15 protein-coding genes and 1 pseudogene are annotated in these 17,315 nt (G+C 71.0%); 3 read left to right on the top strand and 13 right to left on the bottom strand.

The annotated features are described in order from the left end of the window. Positions 1 to 238: 238 nt before the first annotated feature. Positions 239 to 1,630: an MFS transporter gene (locus E1269_RS06450; protein ID WP_131892566.1), complete on the bottom strand. Its 1,392-nt coding sequence runs from the start codon at positions 1,628 to 1,630 to the stop codon at positions 239 to 241. Between the two features lie 141 nt (positions 1,631 to 1,771). Between E1269_RS06450 and E1269_RS06445 the strand changes: the two genes are divergently transcribed. Both E1269_RS06445 and E1269_RS06440 read left to right on the top strand, forming a co-directional pair. Next, the gene (locus E1269_RS06445) at positions 1,772 to 2,509 is read left to right on the top strand and encodes an endonuclease/exonuclease/phosphatase family protein (RefSeq protein ID WP_239000806.1); all 738 of its coding nucleotides are present in this window, start codon (positions 1,772 to 1,774) and stop codon (positions 2,507 to 2,509) included. A gap of 40 nt (positions 2,510 to 2,549) precedes the next feature. Then, positions 2,550 to 3,227, top strand: coding sequence for a class I SAM-dependent DNA methyltransferase (locus E1269_RS06440; protein ID WP_131892562.1), 678 nt, complete (start codon positions 2,550 to 2,552; stop codon positions 3,225 to 3,227). Here the strand turns inward: E1269_RS06440 and E1269_RS06435 are convergent. Genes E1269_RS06435 through E1269_RS06425 form a run of 3 tightly spaced genes read right to left on the bottom strand, consistent with a single transcriptional unit; the run spans position 3,182 to position 4,528 of the window. Next, a complete protein-coding gene (locus E1269_RS06435) occupies positions 3,182 to 4,045 on the bottom strand; it encodes a metal-dependent hydrolase (protein ID WP_162606257.1) in 864 nt (287 codons plus the stop codon). The genes E1269_RS06440 and E1269_RS06435 overlap by 46 nt on opposite strands. Further along, positions 4,042 to 4,263, bottom strand: coding sequence for a hypothetical protein (locus E1269_RS06430; RefSeq protein WP_131892559.1), 222 nt, complete (start codon positions 4,261 to 4,263; stop codon positions 4,042 to 4,044). Before E1269_RS06430 ends, E1269_RS06435 begins: the two co-directional genes overlap by 4 nt. Beyond that, positions 4,253 to 4,528, bottom strand: a complete 276-nt coding sequence (locus E1269_RS06425) for a hypothetical protein (RefSeq protein ID WP_131892557.1) — start codon at positions 4,526 to 4,528, stop codon at positions 4,253 to 4,255. Before E1269_RS06425 ends, E1269_RS06430 begins: the two co-directional genes overlap by 11 nt. 188 nt (positions 4,529 to 4,716) lie before the next feature. Here E1269_RS06425 and E1269_RS06420 point away from each other — a divergent pair. After that, positions 4,717 to 5,972, top strand: a pseudogene (locus E1269_RS06420) (IS256 family transposase). Positions 5,973 to 6,011: 39 nt separating this feature from the next. On the opposite strand, the gene E1269_RS06415 reads toward E1269_RS06420, so the two are convergent. The 9 genes from E1269_RS06415 to E1269_RS06375 all read right to left on the bottom strand — a co-directional run bounded on the left by E1269_RS06415 (position 6,012) and on the right by E1269_RS06375 (position 17,231). After that, the gene (locus E1269_RS06415) at positions 6,012 to 7,913 is read right to left on the bottom strand and encodes a S9 family peptidase (protein WP_131892555.1); all 1,902 of its coding nucleotides are present in this window, start codon (positions 7,911 to 7,913) and stop codon (positions 6,012 to 6,014) included. Continuing rightward, positions 7,910 to 8,188, bottom strand: coding sequence for a hypothetical protein (locus tag E1269_RS06410; RefSeq protein ID WP_131892553.1), 279 nt, complete (start codon positions 8,186 to 8,188; stop codon positions 7,910 to 7,912). Before E1269_RS06410 ends, E1269_RS06415 begins: the two co-directional genes overlap by 4 nt. Positions 8,189 to 8,509: 321 nt before the next feature. Further along, a complete protein-coding gene (locus E1269_RS06405; protein WP_131892551.1) occupies positions 8,510 to 8,983 on the bottom strand; it encodes a Fur family transcriptional regulator in 474 nt (157 codons plus the stop codon). 10 nt (positions 8,984 to 8,993) lie between these two features. Then, positions 8,994 to 10,358, bottom strand: coding sequence for a glycoside hydrolase family 36 protein (locus E1269_RS06400; protein WP_131892549.1), 1,365 nt, complete (start codon positions 10,356 to 10,358; stop codon positions 8,994 to 8,996). A gap of 26 nt (positions 10,359 to 10,384) precedes the next feature. Continuing rightward, a complete protein-coding gene (locus E1269_RS06395) occupies positions 10,385 to 11,215 on the bottom strand; it encodes a carbohydrate ABC transporter permease (protein ID WP_131892547.1) in 831 nt (276 codons plus the stop codon). After that, the gene (locus E1269_RS06390) at positions 11,208 to 12,194 is read right to left on the bottom strand and encodes a carbohydrate ABC transporter permease (RefSeq protein ID WP_131892545.1); all 987 of its coding nucleotides are present in this window, start codon (positions 12,192 to 12,194) and stop codon (positions 11,208 to 11,210) included. The genes E1269_RS06395 and E1269_RS06390 overlap by 8 nt, the downstream gene beginning before the upstream one ends. A 5-nt stretch (positions 12,195 to 12,199) precedes the next feature. Beyond that, entirely contained in the window at positions 12,200 to 13,483 is a 1,284-nt protein-coding gene (locus E1269_RS06385; protein WP_131892543.1) for an ABC transporter substrate-binding protein, read from the bottom strand. 30 nt (positions 13,484 to 13,513) lie between these two features. After that, the gene (locus E1269_RS06380) at positions 13,514 to 16,009 is read right to left on the bottom strand and encodes an NPCBM/NEW2 domain-containing protein (protein WP_162606256.1); all 2,496 of its coding nucleotides are present in this window, start codon (positions 16,007 to 16,009) and stop codon (positions 13,514 to 13,516) included. Further along, entirely contained in the window at positions 16,002 to 17,231 is a 1,230-nt protein-coding gene (locus tag E1269_RS06375) for an ROK family transcriptional regulator (RefSeq protein ID WP_203433024.1), read from the bottom strand. Before E1269_RS06375 ends, E1269_RS06380 begins: the two co-directional genes overlap by 8 nt. Positions 17,232 to 17,315 lie beyond the last annotated feature (84 nt).

The following is a 17,315-nucleotide window of genomic DNA, read 5'->3' as shown; positions in this document are numbered from 1 at the left end:
CACGGCCGCAATGATCATCAACGATCCGGTACATCACCAGGCGTTGCCGCCCCCACCCAGGCCTACAAGCATGGTGGGGCACGCACAATCCTCGTGATGTCAGCGATCGTTGATGATCACGAAGCACAGCGGGCCGGGAACCGTGCCCACACTCGCGCCGTCCCCCATATCAGCTGCCCCAATAGGTCGACGCCGGGGCGGGTCAACAGCGACAGCGGCGAGGGTCTCGGGAGGCGGGTCAGACCAGCGTCGGCTCGTCGGCCAGGGCAGGCCCGACGTCGGCGTCAGGCTCGGCACCGGCGCTGGCGTCCGGGGCAGTGTCCGGGCCCGGCTCGGGGCCATCGCGCAGGGGATGGGCGAGCTCGTCGGCGGGGAGCTTGGCCCAGATGATCGCCACCACGGCGACGACGACCGGCACGACACCGGCGATGAGGAACGTGGTGCGCAGCCCGAGCGCCTCGGAGATCGGACCGGCCAGCGCCATCGACACCGGCATCAGGGAGATCGACACGAAGAAGTCGAGGCTGGCCACCCGGCCGAGCAGGGCCGGCGGGACGCGCCGCTGCAGCAGGGTGCCCCAGATGACCATGGGCGCTGCGAACAGCACGCCGGCCACGAACGCCGACGCGACCACGATCCAGATCGCGTTGGCGATGCCGATGACCACCAGCGGCAGGCAGCCCACACCCCACATGAGGTTCATCAGCGTGAGGTAGCGGCGCGGCATCTTCACCGACGCCATGGCCAGCGACCCGACGGCGCCGCCGACGCCGTACGCGCCCATGACCCAGGCGTGGTCACCGGGGCCGCCGCCGAGGCGGTCCTTGAGCAGGAACGGAATGAGTACCTCGAGCGGGCCCATCATGACCAGGATCATGATGCTCGCGAACAGCAGCGTCGCGAGTAGCCACGGCGTGCGCCACATGTAGACGAAGCCCTCGCGGACGTCGGCCAGCGCCGTCTTGACGGGGTGCGCGGCGGTCTGGGCGGGAAGCTCCCGGCGGACCGGTGTCTTCGGCACGACCGTGAGTGCGGCCAGGCCGAGCGCCGCGGCGGTGGCGGCGACGCCGACGGCAGCGCCGGGGTTGACCGCGCCCACGACGGCGCCGGCGACGGCCGGGCCGAGCGCCTGACCGATGGTCGGCCGGACCATGCCCTCGAAACCGTTGACCGCCATGAGGTCGGACTCGGGGACCAGCGCCGGCAGCCACGCGGAGTAGGCCGGGTAGTAGAAGGCCATGCCCATGCCGGTGGCGAACGCGACGACGGCCAGGTGCCAGAGTTCGGTGGTGTCGGTGAGCGACAGTGCGGCGACCAGTGCCATACCGCCCAGCTCGACCGAGGCGACGCAGAGCAGGATGGACTTCTGCGGCACGCGGTCGGCCACCACTCCGGCCAGCAGCGCCGGTAGCAGCACCCCGATGGCCGACGCCGTCGTGACCACGGAGAGCTGGGCCGGACCGCCGCCTATGCGGATGACCTCCCACACCTGGGCAACGATCCACACGCCGGAGGCGAAGCTGGACAGCACGAGGGCCAGGGCGAGCCGGCGGTAGGCCGCGGTCCGGAACGGAGTCAGGGCACGGGGCAGCGAACGTCCGCTGCCGCCGCCGGCTTGCCCTTCGGTCATCGTCAGGTCCTCCCTCGGTGATTTTGCCCGTACCGACCGACAGAGTCGCGCGAATTCATCGGCGCCCGACGGCGACGGGTTCAGGTTCGCGGTCCGGCGGGGCGGACGCGGCGGGTCCGGACGTGCTTCGATGCGGGGGTGATGCTGCGCTTCGCGACGTTCAACATCCGCAACGGCTGGGGGTTCGACTGGCTGAACTCCTGGCCGTTCCGCCGTAGCGCGACCGCCGCCGCCATCGACGCGCTGGACGCGGACGTGCTGGGACTCCAGGAGGTCTACGACTTCCAGCGCCGCTACCTGGATCGACGGCTCCCCGGCGAGCGCTGGCACGGGCAGGGCCGAAACGGCGGCCGCTCCGGCGAGCAGTGCCCGATCGCGGTGACCGACCCGCGGTTGACCGTCCGTGACCATCGCACCGCCTGGTTCGGGCCGTCGCCGGCGACCCCGGGCAACCGCCTGCCTGGCGCCTCGTTCCCGCGGATCGCTACGATGCTGCGCTGCCGCGACGAGCGGTCCGGCGCCGAGTTCGTCGTCGCCAACACCCACCTGGACGAGCGCATCGAGGCCAACCGGCTCACCAGCGCCGAGCAACTCGCCGGTTGGATGGACCTCGGACTGCCGGCGGTGGTGCTCGGTGACCTGAACGCCACGCCCGATGAGAGCGACGTGCTCGGCCCGCTGGAGGCGGTCGGGTTGCGCCGGGTCCCCATCGAGGGCGGCACCACGCACCGCTTCTCCGGCCGGCACGACGGCCCGACCATCGACCACATCCTCGTCAGCCCGCACTGGACGGTCGAGGACGCGGCGGTCGCCTACGAGCGGCCCGGCGGCCGGCTGCCGTCGGACCATTGGCCGGTCGCCGCGACCCTGCGCCTCTAGCCGACCGAGCCTGTCGGACCCGGCGGCTAACGTCCCGGGCATGACCCGCCCCGCCGAGCCGCCGTACCTGACCGCCACCCGGGCCGCCTACGACACCGTCGCCGCCGCCTACGCCGACGTGCTGCGCGACGAGCTCGCCGGCAAGCCGTTCGACCGCGCCATGCTGTCCGCGTTCGCCGAGCTGGTCCTGGCCGACGACGCGGTCCGGCCGGTCGCCGATGTCGGATGCGGCCCGGGCCGGGTGACGGCACATCTGGCGTCCCTCGGGCTGACGGCGTCCGGCGTCGACCTGTCCCCCGGCATGATCGAGCAGGCCCGGCGCGACCACCCGGGCCTGGAGTTCTCCGTCGGCACCATGTCCGAGCTGGCAGTCGACGACGGCGCCCTGGGCGGCGTGGTCGCGTGGTACTCGGTCATCCACACCCCGCCGGGGCTGCTGCCGGTCGTGTTCGCGGAGTTCGCCCGGGTGCTCGCGCCCGGAGGCCATCTGCTCCTCGCATTCCAGGTCGGCGACGAGAAGCTCCACATCCAGCACGGCTACGGCCACGAGGTGTCGCTGCACGCCTACCGGCTGCTGCCCGACGGCGTCACGAGCATGCTCGCCGAGGCGGGAGTTCTGGCGCTTTCCACGCTGGTGCGCGAGCCGGAAGGGCCGGAGAAGACGCCGCAGGCCTACGTGCTGGCGCGCAAGGGCTCCGCCGCCGCGGGTACGTCGTAGCCGCGGGCCCAGAGCCGCCGCCCGAACGTCCGCCAGCACAGCCACAGGAAGCCCGCGAAGAGCACCGCGCCGATCACCGTGCGCACGAGCACCTCCGCGAGGCCGGCGTCGGAGATGTCGTTGCCCGCGATGTACCCTGGCCCGCCCCAGAACGGCTCGAACGGCGTGCGCGCGTCGAACCTGGCGTAGAGGAACCAGGTGACCATGCGGCCGATGCCGTAGAACAGCAGCCCTTGGTAGATCAGCAGCAGCGCGCGCTCCGGCAGCCGAAACGTGCGGTGCAACCAGCCCCAGACGTGCGGGTCCGCGGGGACCACCACGGCGCGGAAGTAGCTGGGCGTCAGCGTCCGCCAGGCGAAGACCAGCATCACGACCAACCAGAACAGGTCCCAGACACCGCCGAGGCTGCTGTAGTAGGCGGCGGCGTCGCCGTATCTGCCCTCGACGGCGGCGTGTTTCCACATGCTGATGGTGATCGGTTCGGTCGAGAACGGGAAGAACAACATGACGCCGGCGGTGTCCGCGATGTCGGTCAACACGTGTGCCCAGTGCCCAACCAGGATGCCCAGGGCCCAGCCGCGGCTCCTGGTCAACGCCAGCACCAGCGCCGCGACGACCACGCCGAACATCAGCGAGTGGGTGAAGCCGACGCCCGGCCAGCCGCGGTGGAAGTGGGCGGTGTCGTCGGCGGCGTAGACGAACGACTTCGTCAGCGCGTCGGGCAGCTGCGTACCGACGACGACGGCCAGGAACGACGCCTTCGTGCCGACGTGCTTCTGGATGAAGTACAGCTCGAACTCGTGGGCCGCCCAGCTCACGACGACTGTCCCGTCCGCAGCCGCGACCACGCCGCGCGGCCCACCGTCGGCACCACGTACAGGGCGGCGAGCAGGAACAGCGGCCCGAGCGTCCAGTTCATCAGGACCGGCTTGTAGAAGTACCCGGCGACGACGTACGCCATCAGCGCGAGTGCGTACCAGGCCAGGCCGAGGCGGGGTGGCGGACGCCGGCCGGGGTCTCGGGTGTCAGCCGACAACGCCGACGGTCCCGGTGGACGGGCCGCGTCGGACGGCCGGCTCGGGCCAAACCACGGCGGGCTCGAGCACCTCGGCGGACGGGTCGCGCACCGGCCGCGGGCCCAGGACGGCGGAGGGCTCGTGGCCCAGCCCGGCGAGGAACTCCGCGTTCTCCTGGTAGGCCTCCCGACGGCGGTCGTGCGCGTCGCGGCCGGCGATCCGGTCGCGCGCCCGCGTCCACCCGGCCCGGGCGAGCAGTGCGGCCACCGTCCCCTGCACGATCATCGCGTCAACCTGCGTGAAGCAGCCGGTACACATGCCTTCGTACGGTACACGCCGGCGCTGGCGGTGCGACCCCCGCGATCGGTCACCGAAGCGCCCTCACCAGAGACTGTCTGAATAGCGGTGTGTAAGGGTCTGGCCTGATCCGAGAGGAGATGGCCGTGGCTGATGCGACCGAGACGCTGGACGAGATGATCGATCCCGTGACCGGAGAGATCATCGATCAGAAGGACCTGGCCGCGCGGCTGCTCGCCCAGGCCAAGGAGCAGGGCGTGAGCCTCGTCGGCCCGGGTGGGCTGCTGTCGGGGTTGACGAAACAGGTGCGGGAAACGGCCTTGGAGGCCGAGCTGACTGAGCACCTGGGCCACGAACACGGCCAGACACCGATGGACTCGAACATCGGCAACGGCACCAGGTCGAAGACGGTGCTGACTGAAATCGGCCCGGTCGAGATCGAGGTTCCCCGGGACCGGGACGGCTCGTTGGAGCCGGTCATTGTGCCCAAGCGCGAGCGGCGCCTGGACGGTATCGACCAGATCGTGCTCTTCCTCAGCGCCCGAGGAACTGACGACCGGTGAGATCGCCGCGCACTTTGACGAGGTCTCCGGGGCCAAGGTGTCCAAGGACACCATCTCGAAGATCACCGAGAAGGGTAACCGGCGAGCTGGCCGAATGGGTCTTCGCGCCCGCTGGTCCGATCTACCCGGTGATCTTCGTCGACACGATCGTGGTCAAGGTCCGTGATGGCCAGGTGCGCGACCCCCCGTTCTACGTCGTCATAGGCGTCACCGTGAACGGTGAGCGGGAGATCCTGGGCATCTGGGCCGGGGACCGGGGGCGAGGGTGCCCGGTTCTGGCTGCAGGTGTTCTCGGAGTTGGAGAACCGGAGTGTCACCGATGTGCTTATCGCCGTGTGCGACGGGCTCAAGGGGCTGGCGGAGTCGATCACGACCACCTGGCTACACACAGTTGTCCAGCAGTGCATCCTGCACCTGATCCGCACCAGCTTCCGCTATGCCGGAAGGCAGCACCGCGACGCGATCGTCAAAAGCCCTTCGCCCCGTCTATACCGCCCCGTCCGAAGCTGCGGCGGAGCAGCGGTTCACCGAGTTCGCTGACCAGTGAGGCGGACGGTATCCGGCGATCATCAGGTTGGGGGGAGAACTCCTGGGCCGAGTTTGTGCCGTTCCTGGCCTACGACGTGGAGATCCGCCGGGTGATCTGCACCACGAACGCGATCGAGTCGATCAACGCCCGATACCGGCGCGCGGTGAGAGCTCGGGGGCACTTCCCGAACGAGACCGCGGCGCTGAAGTGCCTGTACCTCGTCACCCGGTCCCTTGACCCCACTGGCGGCGGCAGAGCACGCTGGGTGATCAGATGGAAACCCGCCCTGAACGCCTTCGCGATCACCTTCGCAGGCCGGTTCGAGCGGACCACTCGCTGAACCCCGCCGGACCCGCACACCGTTTACCTGACAGACCCGTCAGGGTTGGAGCCAGCGGTCGAACCAGGCACGGGTCCGGCGCAGGACGTCGAGTTGGTGGTTGCGTTCCCGGATCGAGTGGCCCTCCCTGGGGTAGATCACGAACTCGTGCTCGGCGCCGAAGTGGCGCAGTGCCCGATGGAAGTACACGGCCTGGCTGAGGGGGACGTTGGTGTCCTCGGTGCCGTGCAAAATGAGCACTGGGGTGCGGATGCGGCTGGCGAAGGAGATCGGGCTGACCGCGTCATGCGGGTGCGGGCCGATGCCGGACCAGCCGGTGCTGCCGCCGAGCGCGGCCTCGAACTGTCCGTTCTCTCCGGTCGCGGCAAGCATGCCCCAGTCGGTGACGCCGGCGAGGACCAGCGCGGCGCGGAACCGATCGGTCTGCCCGATGGCCCAGGCGGACATGAACCCGCCGTGGCTTACGCCGGCGATGCCCAGCCGATCGGGGTCGGCGATGCCCTCGGCAGTGAGCAGGTCGATGCCGGTCAAAATGTCGGTCCACTCCTCCCGGCCGACCCGGCCGGCGACGCTGGCGGCGAAGGCGTGGCCGTGGCCCTGGCCGCCGCGCGGGTTGGGCAGGAACGCCGCGTATCCGGCGGTGGCCAGCCACTGCGCGCTGGGGAACCAGGACAACTGGCAACGATCGGCGTAGCGATCGTAGGGGCCTCCGTGCACGATCGTGACGAGCGGGAACGGGCCATCCGACGCGGATTTCCCGACCGGCAATACGAGCAGACCGTCCAGATCGAGGCCGTCGGCGGCACGGTAGGCCAGTGGTCGCTGGGTGCCGAATATGATGCCGTCCAGTTCGGGGCGGGTGTCCGTGATCTTCCGCAGCGGCCCGGTTGGTGGCCCGACGTGAACGTTCGCGGGTTGGTATCGGGTGCCGGTCAGTGCCGCGATTTTCTCGCCGGTGGGTGTGGTGGCGAGGTCCTCGAGCTGTCCGGGGTGCTGCGACAAGGTCGTGGGGCCGGCGTGGTCGAGTCGGGCCAGGGTCGTGTTCAGGCCGTCGGCGAACACAACCAGTGGGGCGGTATCGGTCTGGTGCAGTTCGGTGGGGCACATCGGGAGGCCGGACGTCCGGTTACACCGGACGTGGCTGTCCACGGTCAGGTCGAACACGGCGGTGCCGGCTTGCAGAACCGGTGGGGTGAGGGCTACGTAACCGAGGTGCCAACCGTCCTCGCCCGGCCACCAAGCCAGCGAGTGTGCCTCGGCCTCGACCGGTCCGAGGTCCTCCGCGGTCCCCGTTGTGGGATCGAACAGGTGCAGTCGGCCGGTGCGGGGGCCGTAGTCCTTGTCGGCGTTGGCCTGGGTGAGTACGGCGAGCGGGCCACCGTCGGGTCGTTGCCGCAGTTCTACGACGTGCCGGTCGCCGAACACGCTCGGGGTGGTGACCTGGCCGGTGCGCAGGTCGAGCAGGCGCAACCGGGCACGCGGTTCGCGCTCACCGACGACAATGGCGTCGTCGCGGTCCTGGGCGCGGCGCGTGTCCTGCTCGGTGTGCTCGTCCTCGGCCAGCAGAGCGACCAGGTTGGGGTCGGTGAGCGGCAGGTGGTCGATGATGCCGGCGCGCCAGCAGGTCAACGCGGTCGCCGCGCCGTCGGCGAGGGTGAGCCGGTGCACCTGCGAGGTGCCTCGGTCTGCTCGGTCAGACAGGAAAAACAGGGTGCCCGAGTCAACGGACCAGCGTGGTCGGGACTCCGCTGCGGTGTCGGTGGTCGCCCGGCGCGACGCGGCGGCGCCGTCGGTTTCGAGGAGCCAGAGTTCGGTGTCGAGATGGTCGCCGGTCCGGCTGATGGGAGCGACGACGTAGCAGAGCAGTTGCCCGTTCGGGGCAAGGGCTGGGGTCCGCGGTGCGCGACCATCAACCACGAGTTCGGCGGTCAGGCCTGTCATGTGATCAGTCTGCCAACAGCAACAGCGCAGCACCTGATCGAGTCAGCACAGGTTGACTCGATCACAGAGTTGTCCGGCAAGTCCCTGGGCGGATCGTTGCCCTCGACCCGAACGGTCGGTTGCCGTGCCGACGATGCAGCACCCCGATGCGTCTGGCCAGCGGCGAGCAGGCTGCGCACCATCGCCTGCAACGCGACGCCGCAGACCGCCCGTGCCGCGCCGAGCCCGACGGTGACGACCAGTCCGATGGACAGTCCGCCGATCCACAGGGACATCCGCCGCCGCTGTGCGAGCTGACGAGATCGTCGTCAGCCGCGAACGACCGCTCCAGTGTGTCGGTGGTGGTGCTCAACGCTCTCGCGCCCCGTCTCACGGCGTCTCGGATGTCGGATGCACGGGCTTTCGGGATACAAGGTCGCATGTGCGACTGAGTCGCGCCAACCTGCGACTAAGTCGCATCAAGTCGAACGCAGCCACTGAGCTTCGGGGACGCGCAGCGGTTCAGCCGGCCGTCATCTCAGCCGTACCGCAGATTTCACCGAACGGGCGCCACGGCACCATGATCATCAACGGGAGCGGAGTGGAAGTGCGCGGCGTCAGCGGCAGGTGTGGCAGGTGCCCGACAGCGCGATGTGCGGCGGGTCGAGGGCGAAGTCGCGCTCCTCGGCGAGCCGGCGCATGACGGGGTCGAGCAGGTCGCCGGGCAGGTCGATGATGCGGCCGCAGACCCGGCAGCTGGCGTGCAGGTGGTCGCGCCCGGTTGCGTCGCCGGCGAGGTGGTACGTGGTGGCGCTGCCGGCGAGGTGCACCTGGGTCACGACGCCTATCGCGGCCAGCGTCTCGAGCGTGCGGTACACCGTGGCGCGGTGCACGGTCGGGTGCAGCGAGCGCACCTGCTCCGACAGCTGCTCCGCGCTGGGATGCCCGTCGATGGTGGCCAGGGTCTCGATGACGGCGTGCCGGGCGCCGGTGATGCGGTGACCTTCGGAGCGCAGCATGTCGATGGCGCGTTCGACCGCCGCGTGGTCCGCGTCCGGCGTGTGGTCCCGCGTCTCGACATCGACACCCATGTCCCTAGTGTCACTGCCGCGTCGGAGAACCGCCAGCCGCGGCCAGCAGGCGCCGCGTCGTGTCCAGGGCCCACCCGTCCAGGCCGCGCAGCCCGTCGCTGCTCACGACGGCGCCGCCGGTGGCTTCGACGTGCGCGGCCCAGGCCTCGCGACTCTCGACCTTCGGGCCGACGATGAGGCAGTCGGGGTCGTTGGCGAAGAACACGCCGTTCATGAACTGCCGGCCGCGGGCGCTCAGCACCGCGGCCTGCTGGCTGGGCGAGCACATGTCGCCGTCGTCGGGTGCGCCGGTGTGGCCGGTGTCGGCGCTGACGCGGATGGAGTCGACCAGCCCCACGGAGGGCAGCACGGGCGCGCCGCAGCCCAGGATGTGCGCGGACGTCCCGACGGCGTCGCGGATCAGGCGCAGGCCGTCGCGGTAGGCGGTCACCGGGGCGGCACCGGAGTGGCGTGCTCCCGGGATCGCGCCGGCCGCGATGAAGTCGATCTTGAAGTAGTCGATGCCCCAGGCGGAGAACGTGGCGAAGACCGACCGCATCCAGTCCGCGGCGCCCGGGTGCGACAGGTCGAGCGAGTAGAGGTCCTGGCCCCAGTTGCGGCCGGCGTGCAGGGGCCCGCCGTGCGGGTGCCGCAGCAGCCAGTCGGGGTGCTCGTCGGCGAGCCGGGACCGGGCGCCGGCGAAGAACGGCGCCAGCCAGATGCCGGCGCGGCGCCCCTCGCCGCGTATCCGCTCGACCAGCCCGCGCAGGTCGGCGAAGCGGTCGGACGGGGTGAGCCAGTCGCCGATCTCCGCGCTGTAGCCGTCGTCGAGTTGCACGACGTCGACGGCGAGGTCGAGCTCGCCGACCGCCTCGAGGTTGTCGACGACGTCCCGCTCCCGCACGTCGCCCCAGTACTCGTACCAGGAGCACCATGCGGTCGGGGCGGGCCGCGCCTCCGACAGCCCGGCCTCGGCGGTCGCCGTCACCGCCCAGTCCCGCAGCGCCGCCTGTACGCCGTCCTCGCCGGCCGGCAGCCCTGTGGACGCCCGCACCCGCACCGGCCCGTCCGCGCTGATCACGACGGTCGAGCCGGACGACGACGCGCACAGCCGCACCCCCGTCGTGAACGGGTCGGCCGCGGCCACGACGTGCACCGCGCCGGCGCCGTCGGACACGGCCAGCACGCCCTCGCTGAAGTAGCCGTCGCGGCCGGGGTGCGAGGCCTGCCGGTAGTTGAGCATCCGGTTGCGCTCGGAGACCGGACGGTGCGGGCGGGTGCCCAGCGGGTAGGCGGTGGTAGGGCTGAAGGACTGCCAGCCGTGCTCGAAGACCAGGGCGCCGTCGGAGACGGCCACCTCGTGCACGACGTCGAACCCGGGAATGAGGAGTGGCATGGAGAACGCTTTCGTGTGAGGGGCCATCAGGCCTTGAGTCCGGACATCGCGATGCCGCGGATGAACTGCTTCTGCAGGAGGACGAAGACGAGGACCATCGGCAGGATCGTCAGCAGCGACCCGGCCATCAGGACGGGGTAGTCGGTTCCCTGGGCCCCCTGCAGCGTGGCCAGGCCGACCGGCAGCGTCATCCGGTCCGGGATGGTGTTGACGATCAAGGGCCAGAGCAAATCGTTCCAGGAGAACAGCGAGGTCAGGATGGTCAGCGCGGCCAGCGCCGGGCGGCACAGCGGGAGGATCACCCGCAGGTAGATCTGCCACGGGTTCGCCCCGTCGATGCGAGCCGCCTCGTCGAGCTCCGCCGGCAGCGTCCGCATGAACTGGTAGAGGACGAAGACCCCGAACGCGCTGAACATGCCCGGCAGCGCCAGCGCCTGGACCGAGTTGAGCCACCCCATGGTCCGGATCACCTCGTACTGCGGGATCACGAACAGCTGCGGCGGCACCATGAGCACCACGAGGAAGCAGGCCAGCAACGGACCGCGGAACCGGAACCGCAGCCGGGCGAACACGTAGGCGGCCAGCGACGCGACGAGCAGCTGGCCGACCACCCGCAGCACGAGCGCCAGCACACTGTTGACCGCCATCGACCCGACCGGCACTACGTCGAAGAACGCGGAGTAGTTCTCCCAGCGGACCGCCTCCGGCAGCACCGTCGGCGGTACCCGGGTCGACTCGCCCAGCGTCTTCAGCGAGGTTAGGAACTGCCAGAGGAACGGCGACACCATCAGGAGGGCGCCGGCCATGAGGACGACGTGCGTGACGACGTGCCGGCGGCGGGAACGCTGCTCAGGCATAGGTCACCCACCGCCGCTGCAGCCGGAACTGGACCGCGGTGACCGCGAGCGTCACCACTAGGGTGATCAGCGCGATGACGGCGCCGAGCGGGCGGTCGTTGCGCACGAACGCCTCCTCGTAGAACAGGTAGACGATCGTCTTGGAGTCGGCCAGCGCCGGGTTCGTCCGGCCGAGCATGATGAACAACAGGTCGAACATCTGCAGCGACCCGATCACCGACAGCACCGACACCAGGAAGATCGACGGCGTCAGCAGCGGCACGGTGACCGAGAAGAACCGCCGTACCGGGCCGGCGCCGTCGAGCGTGGCGGCCTCCTCCAGCGACTCCGGCACCGCTTCCAGCCCCGCTGCCAGGATGATCAGGTTGGTGCCCAGAGCCATCCAGATGCCGACGACGGCGACGGCGTACAGCGCGGTGTCCGGGTCGGCCACCCAGGCGCGGGTGGGCCCTCCGACCGCGTCGAGCACCTCGTTGAGCAGGCCGAAGTCGCCGTTGTAGATGTAGCGCCAGACCATCGCGACCGCCACCGGCATGGTGACCACCGGGACGAAGTACAAGGTGCGGTAGAACGACCGCCCGCGCAGCTCGCGCTGGTGCAGCAGCGCGGCGAGCACCATCGCGATCGGCACGCCGAGCAGCACGATCGCCGCGTAGACGAGGGTGTTGACCAGCGCTCCCCACACCTCGCCGCCGTCGAGGACCCGCTGCCAGTTGTCGAACCCGGTGACGGAGTAGCCGGTGAAGGCGGTGCCCTCGGAGAGGCTGAGCAGCACGGTGCGCACCAGCGGCCAGAGATAGAAGATCACCAGCCCGGCGAACGGCACGGCGAGCAGGATCGCCGCCCACCGGTTGTCCGGGTACCGGTTCGGCCGGTCGCGGCGCCCGCGACCGGCGCCGATCGCGCCGCCGGCCCCGCCGGACCGGCGCGCCGGCGTGACCCCGGCCGGCGCGCCCGTCCCTGTCGTCCCTGTCGCCATTCGACTCAGTCCTGGTTCTCCTGCGCCAGCGCCTCGTTCATGGCGCCGGCCAGGTTGCCGGCGGCCTCCTCGACAGTCTGCTCGCCGGTCCAGGCCGGGGTCAGGAACTCGCTCTCGCGGCTGGCCCAGGCGTCGGTGTTGCGAGAGACCGGCAGCACCACGCCGTTCTCGGCCTGGTCGAGAAACGCCTGCAGGTTGAACTGCGGGAACGCGTCCACGAACGCCTGCTGGGTGCCCTCGTAGGAGCCGATGACGGTGCCGGTCTCGCTGGAGATCTGCGACGCCTCCGCACCGCTGAGGAACACCGCCAGCCGTGCGGCCTCCTCCGGGTGCTCGGTCGAGGCGAGGGCCACGTTGCCGATGCCGTTGATGATGGTGGCCTCCTCGACGCCGCCCGGCAGCTCGGTGACATCGAAGTTGGCCGAGCTGTACTCGTCGTTCGCGAACCGGATGGCGTAGAAGGAGCCGGTGGTGAGCATGGCCAGCCGTCCGGACATGAACTGGGCGACCGACTCGGTGTCGGCGAAGGACTCCAGCGTCGGCGACACGTCGTACTTGTTGATCATGTCGGTCCAGAACTGGATGCCGGCGATCGCCTCCGGGCTGTCGTAGCCCGAGGTCGTGCCGTCCGCGGAGATCACCTCGCCGCCGGCCTGGTAGATCGTGTTGTAGTACGTCGCCTGCGGGTCCAGCGGCGCGCCGATGCCGTACACACTGCCGTCGGGCTTGGTGAGCGCCTGGGCCGCGGCGATGACGTCGTCCCACGTCCAGTCCGGCGTCGGGTAGGCCACGCCGGCCTCGTCGAAGAGCGCCTTGTTGTACCAGAGTCCGATGGTGTCGAAGTCCTTCGGCAGCGCATAGGTGGTGTCGTCGTCGACGAACAGGTCGACCAGCTGCTCGGGGTACTTCTCGATGTTCAGCCCGGACTCCTCGAACGCGTCGTCCAGCGGCAGCAGCACCCCGCCGTCGATGTACTGCCCGATCTTGGCGCCGAGCATCCAGGCGACGTCCGGGCCGGTGCCGCCCGCGGTCGAGGTCTGCAGCGTGCTCCAGTAGTCGGTCCAGGGGATGATCTGGATCTCGACCGTGACACCGGGGTTCTGCTCCTCGAACACGTCGAGGATCTCGCGGATCGCCGGCTCCTGGTCCGGCGAGAACGTGGCGAAGGTCAGGTCGACCTCCTCGCCGTCGCCGCCGGAGGACGTGCCGGCACCGTTGTCGCCACAGGCGGCCAGGGTCAGAGCGGCCGCCGCGGCGGCGATGCCGATCAGGGTCTTCGTCGACTTCATCGTCGTACCTCTCGTTGGGAAGGGTGTCGTTCAGCTCTGGGGGTGGACGCGCGGGGCGATCCAGTCCACGTGGGCGGGGTCGGCCCCGGCGGCCGGCGCCTCGACGACGAGACGCAGCCGGGTGACGCCGGTGAGGTCCACATCGAGGTCGGCGGCGGGCTCGCCGGACACGACGTCGGCGGTGGTGAGGACGCGCCCGTCGCCGACGACGGCGACCGTGGCCCGGGCGCCGGCAGGGCTCTCGTCGTCGACGCCGACGGACGCGGTCAGGCGGGCCGGGGTCCCGTCGATCGCCCAGGTGATGTCCGACGGTGCGCACACGCCGAGGCCGGACGGGTGGTGCACGCCGGCGACGGACATCGGGTTGCCGTCGGCGGGGTTGCCCTCGCCGTTGGACATGTCGCGCTCGACCGGGCCGCTGCCGTTGACCGCCGCGACGGGAGTGAGGGCGACGAGCGACGCGGGCCGCTCGCCGAGCGGGGTGACGACGCGGACGTGCGCGACGGTGGAACGACGGGGTCCGAGCGGCTCGCCGGCGTGCACGGCCAGGACCGCGACGTGTCCGGGCGCGGTGCCGGCCGGGACGGTGACCGACCACGCGACAGGGCGGTCTGGCGCGGCGGCGGCCCGCCGGGGCGCTTCCCATCCCGGCGGCACGACGAGGTGGGGTTCGCCGCCGGCGACGTCGGCCACGACCTCGACCGTCTCGCCGGGCACACCGCGCACGATCGCGTCGGCGACGGTGACGGTGGGCCGCGGTGCCGGCGCCGGCCGGGCGTGGCCGGGCGGCGCGAGCATGACCAGCGCGCCGCCGTTCGGGCGCAGCTCGAGGTCGATGGTGTCGGCGGCGGTGACGGTCCGGACCTCCTGGGCGAGCCGGTCGTGCTCGTCGTCGGTGACGACGGTGGCGGTGTACGCGCCGTCGCCGAGATCCAGTGCCTCGAGGTCGACGGTGACGGACTTCGCGTCCGCCAGCGCGGACAGCGCGCCGACGAACCACTCCGGGCCGGAGCGCCGGGCCAGCACCACGCATTCGCCGGGCCGGCCGGCCAGCAGGCGGGTCTCGTCCCAGTGCGCCCGGATGCGCTCGATGGCGGCCTCGGCGATCGGCCGCTTCGCGTACTCGTCGACCTCGTCGGCGTAGTCGAGCAGACCGGACTCCAGGACGACGGCGAGCGCCAGCTCGTGCGCCTCGGTCGTGAGCCGGGCCTGCGCGGAGAAGGTCACCGGCGTGTAGTCGGCCGAGCCGACGACGTTGCGGGTGAACGGCACGATCGTGTTGTGCTCGGCAGTCAGCGGCTCGCCGTAGAAGACGTAGTACTCCGCGCCGCGGACCGCCTCGTAGCTCATGACGTGCGGGTGGGTGCGGGCCCAGCCGCGCGGGATGACCGAGCCGTGGAAGTTGATCATCAGCCCGACGCGGGCACACTCCGCGATGACCTCGTCGTACCAGCGGTAGCGCTCCTGCGCCTCGGACTCCATGAAGTCGACCTTCACGCCGGCGACGCCCCAGGCGGCCCACTCGGCGAGTTTGCGGCGCAGCTCCGGCGTGCCGAGGTGGTCCCACACGACCCAGACGAAGACGCCGATGCCGCGCTGGCTGGCCGCGGCCACGAGCTCGGGCATCCAGACGCCGTCCCAGCCGCAGTCGACCAGCACGTACTCCCAGCCCCGAGCGGCCGCGTAGTCGAGCATCCGCAGCTGCTTGTCCAGGTGCGCGCCGCTGTAGAAGTCCGACCACCACGACCACGCCGCACGACCCGGCCGGGCCCACTGTGGCGGCCCGTCCACTGATGGCGGGGCGAGGTCGTCCACCAGGTGCGAGGCGACGACGGTGGCCAGGTCACCGACGACGACGGCCCGCCACGGCGTCGCGACGCTGGCGCCGGCCAGCTCGACGTCGTTGGCCAGCGTCACGGTGAACGTGCCGCCGCCGGCGTACCGGGCGAACGAGCCGCCATAGCGACCGTCCAGGTCCGCCTCGGTGACCAGCGCGAACGTGTCGTCGGCCAGCTCGACCAGCAGCGGGAAGCCGTAGTCGCCGGGCTCCAGCACGTCGAGCGTGCTGGTGAACCGCGGCATCTCGTACCAGGGCGTGTAGGACAGCGGCCAGACCGCGACGTCGCCGGGAAACCGCAGCTCGGCGTCGCCGCCGGTCACCGTCGTGCCGTCGAGTCCGTGGAGCACCAGCCGGAACGCGACCCCGTCGGGCCCGGCCCGCAACACCACGGCGACCTCGCCGCCGTCGCTACCGGCGAACCGGACCGTGTGCTGCCGGTGGTCGACGAAGTGCCGGCCGACCCGCTTGCCGACGATCAGGTTGTACTCCTCGACGACGGTGTCGGCGTGGTCGGAGCGGTGGGTGAGGCCGGTCAGGAGGTCGCGGCCGTCGGCGGTGTGCAGGTGCAGCGGCGCGCACCGGGTGACCGGGGTGTCGCCGACGACGGCCTCCCATATCAGAACGCCGTCGGTCAGCGTGACGGCGATGCGGCGCGCGCCGTGGGCGACGGACCAGGTCTCAGCCACGGCGGACCCCGGTTCGACGGCGCATGTCATTCGCGACACGCTGGCGGGACGGGAACACGAGCTCCTGGATCGCGACGGCGGCCGCGCCGCGGGCCCACTCCTCGAACGGCAGGTCGCGCACGTGGATGGGCACCTGGTGGGCGGCGCCGAACGCCTGCTCGGCGAAGGCCTCGCGGATCGCGGTCTCGAACAGGTCGTAGGACGACACGCCCTCACCGGCGACGATCACGCGCTCCGGCCCCAGCAGGTTGGCCACCGACGCCAGCGCCAGCCCGATCACCTGCCCCGCCCGCGAGAAGATGGCGCGCACCCCGTCGTCGCCGGCGCGAGCCAGCTCGACCGCGGCGCCGATGGTGAGGTCGTCGCGTCCGGTGGCCGCCCGGCAGCGGTCCAGCAGCGCCTTCGTCGACGCCTCGGCCTCGACGCAGCCGTGCGCGCCGCAGTGGCACTGGACCGCGGGGTCGCCGAGCGGAAGATGCCCGATCTCGCCGGCGACGCTGTGTGCGCCTCGGACCAGGCCCCCGTCGACCACGATCGCGCAGCCGATGCCGGTGCCGATGGTGACGACGGCGAAATTGGTGATGCCGCGGCCCAGCCCGAACCACTGCTCGGCGACGGTGAGCGCCTTGACATCGTTCTCCACGACCACCGGGGCAGCCACGGCACGCGACACCGCGGCGCCGAGGTCCACGTCGCGCCAGCCGAGGAACGGCGAGTAGCGCACGTAGCCGGTGTCGTGGTCGATGTCGCCGGACAGGCTGAGCCCCAGGTGCGCCGGCGGGTCGACGAAGCCGAGACGCTGCGCGCTCGCGGCGAGGTCGCGGTAGAACGCGGCAACGGCGGCGACCGCCGGCTCGACGCGGTTGTCGGTGAGCGGACGGCGCTCGGCCACCCGTGGTCCCCCGGCCAGGTCGCAGACCATGCCGATCAGCTCGTCGCGCCGCACGATGACGCCGAACGACCCGGTCTGGTCCGCGTGCACTCGCAAAGGGCTGCTCGGCCGGCCCATCCGCGTCTCGTCGCTGGCCGCCGGCTCGCCGGGCGCGTACTCGAGGTAGCCCTCGTCGATCAGCAGCTTCGCCACCCGCGTGACCGCCGCCGACGACAACCCGGTCAGGCGCGCGATGTCGGCTCTGGCGATGGGGCCGGACGTCAGCACGGTGGTGAAGACCTCCGCCTCGGCCGGGGTCCCGTCGACCGGGCCACTTCGCTGGATGGGCACGGTGTCACCGTAGGTCGACTTACTAAACTTAGTCAAGTATGTATCTGCGCTGGCGCTTCAGCAGGCACATCGCTGCAGGTCAGG

This window comes from Jiangella asiatica, assembly GCF_004349065.1.
In the GTDB taxonomy this organism is placed as follows: Bacteria; Actinomycetota; Actinomycetes; order Jiangellales; family Jiangellaceae; genus Jiangella; species Jiangella asiatica.
This window is presented reverse-complemented; position numbering and strand designations above follow the sequence as displayed.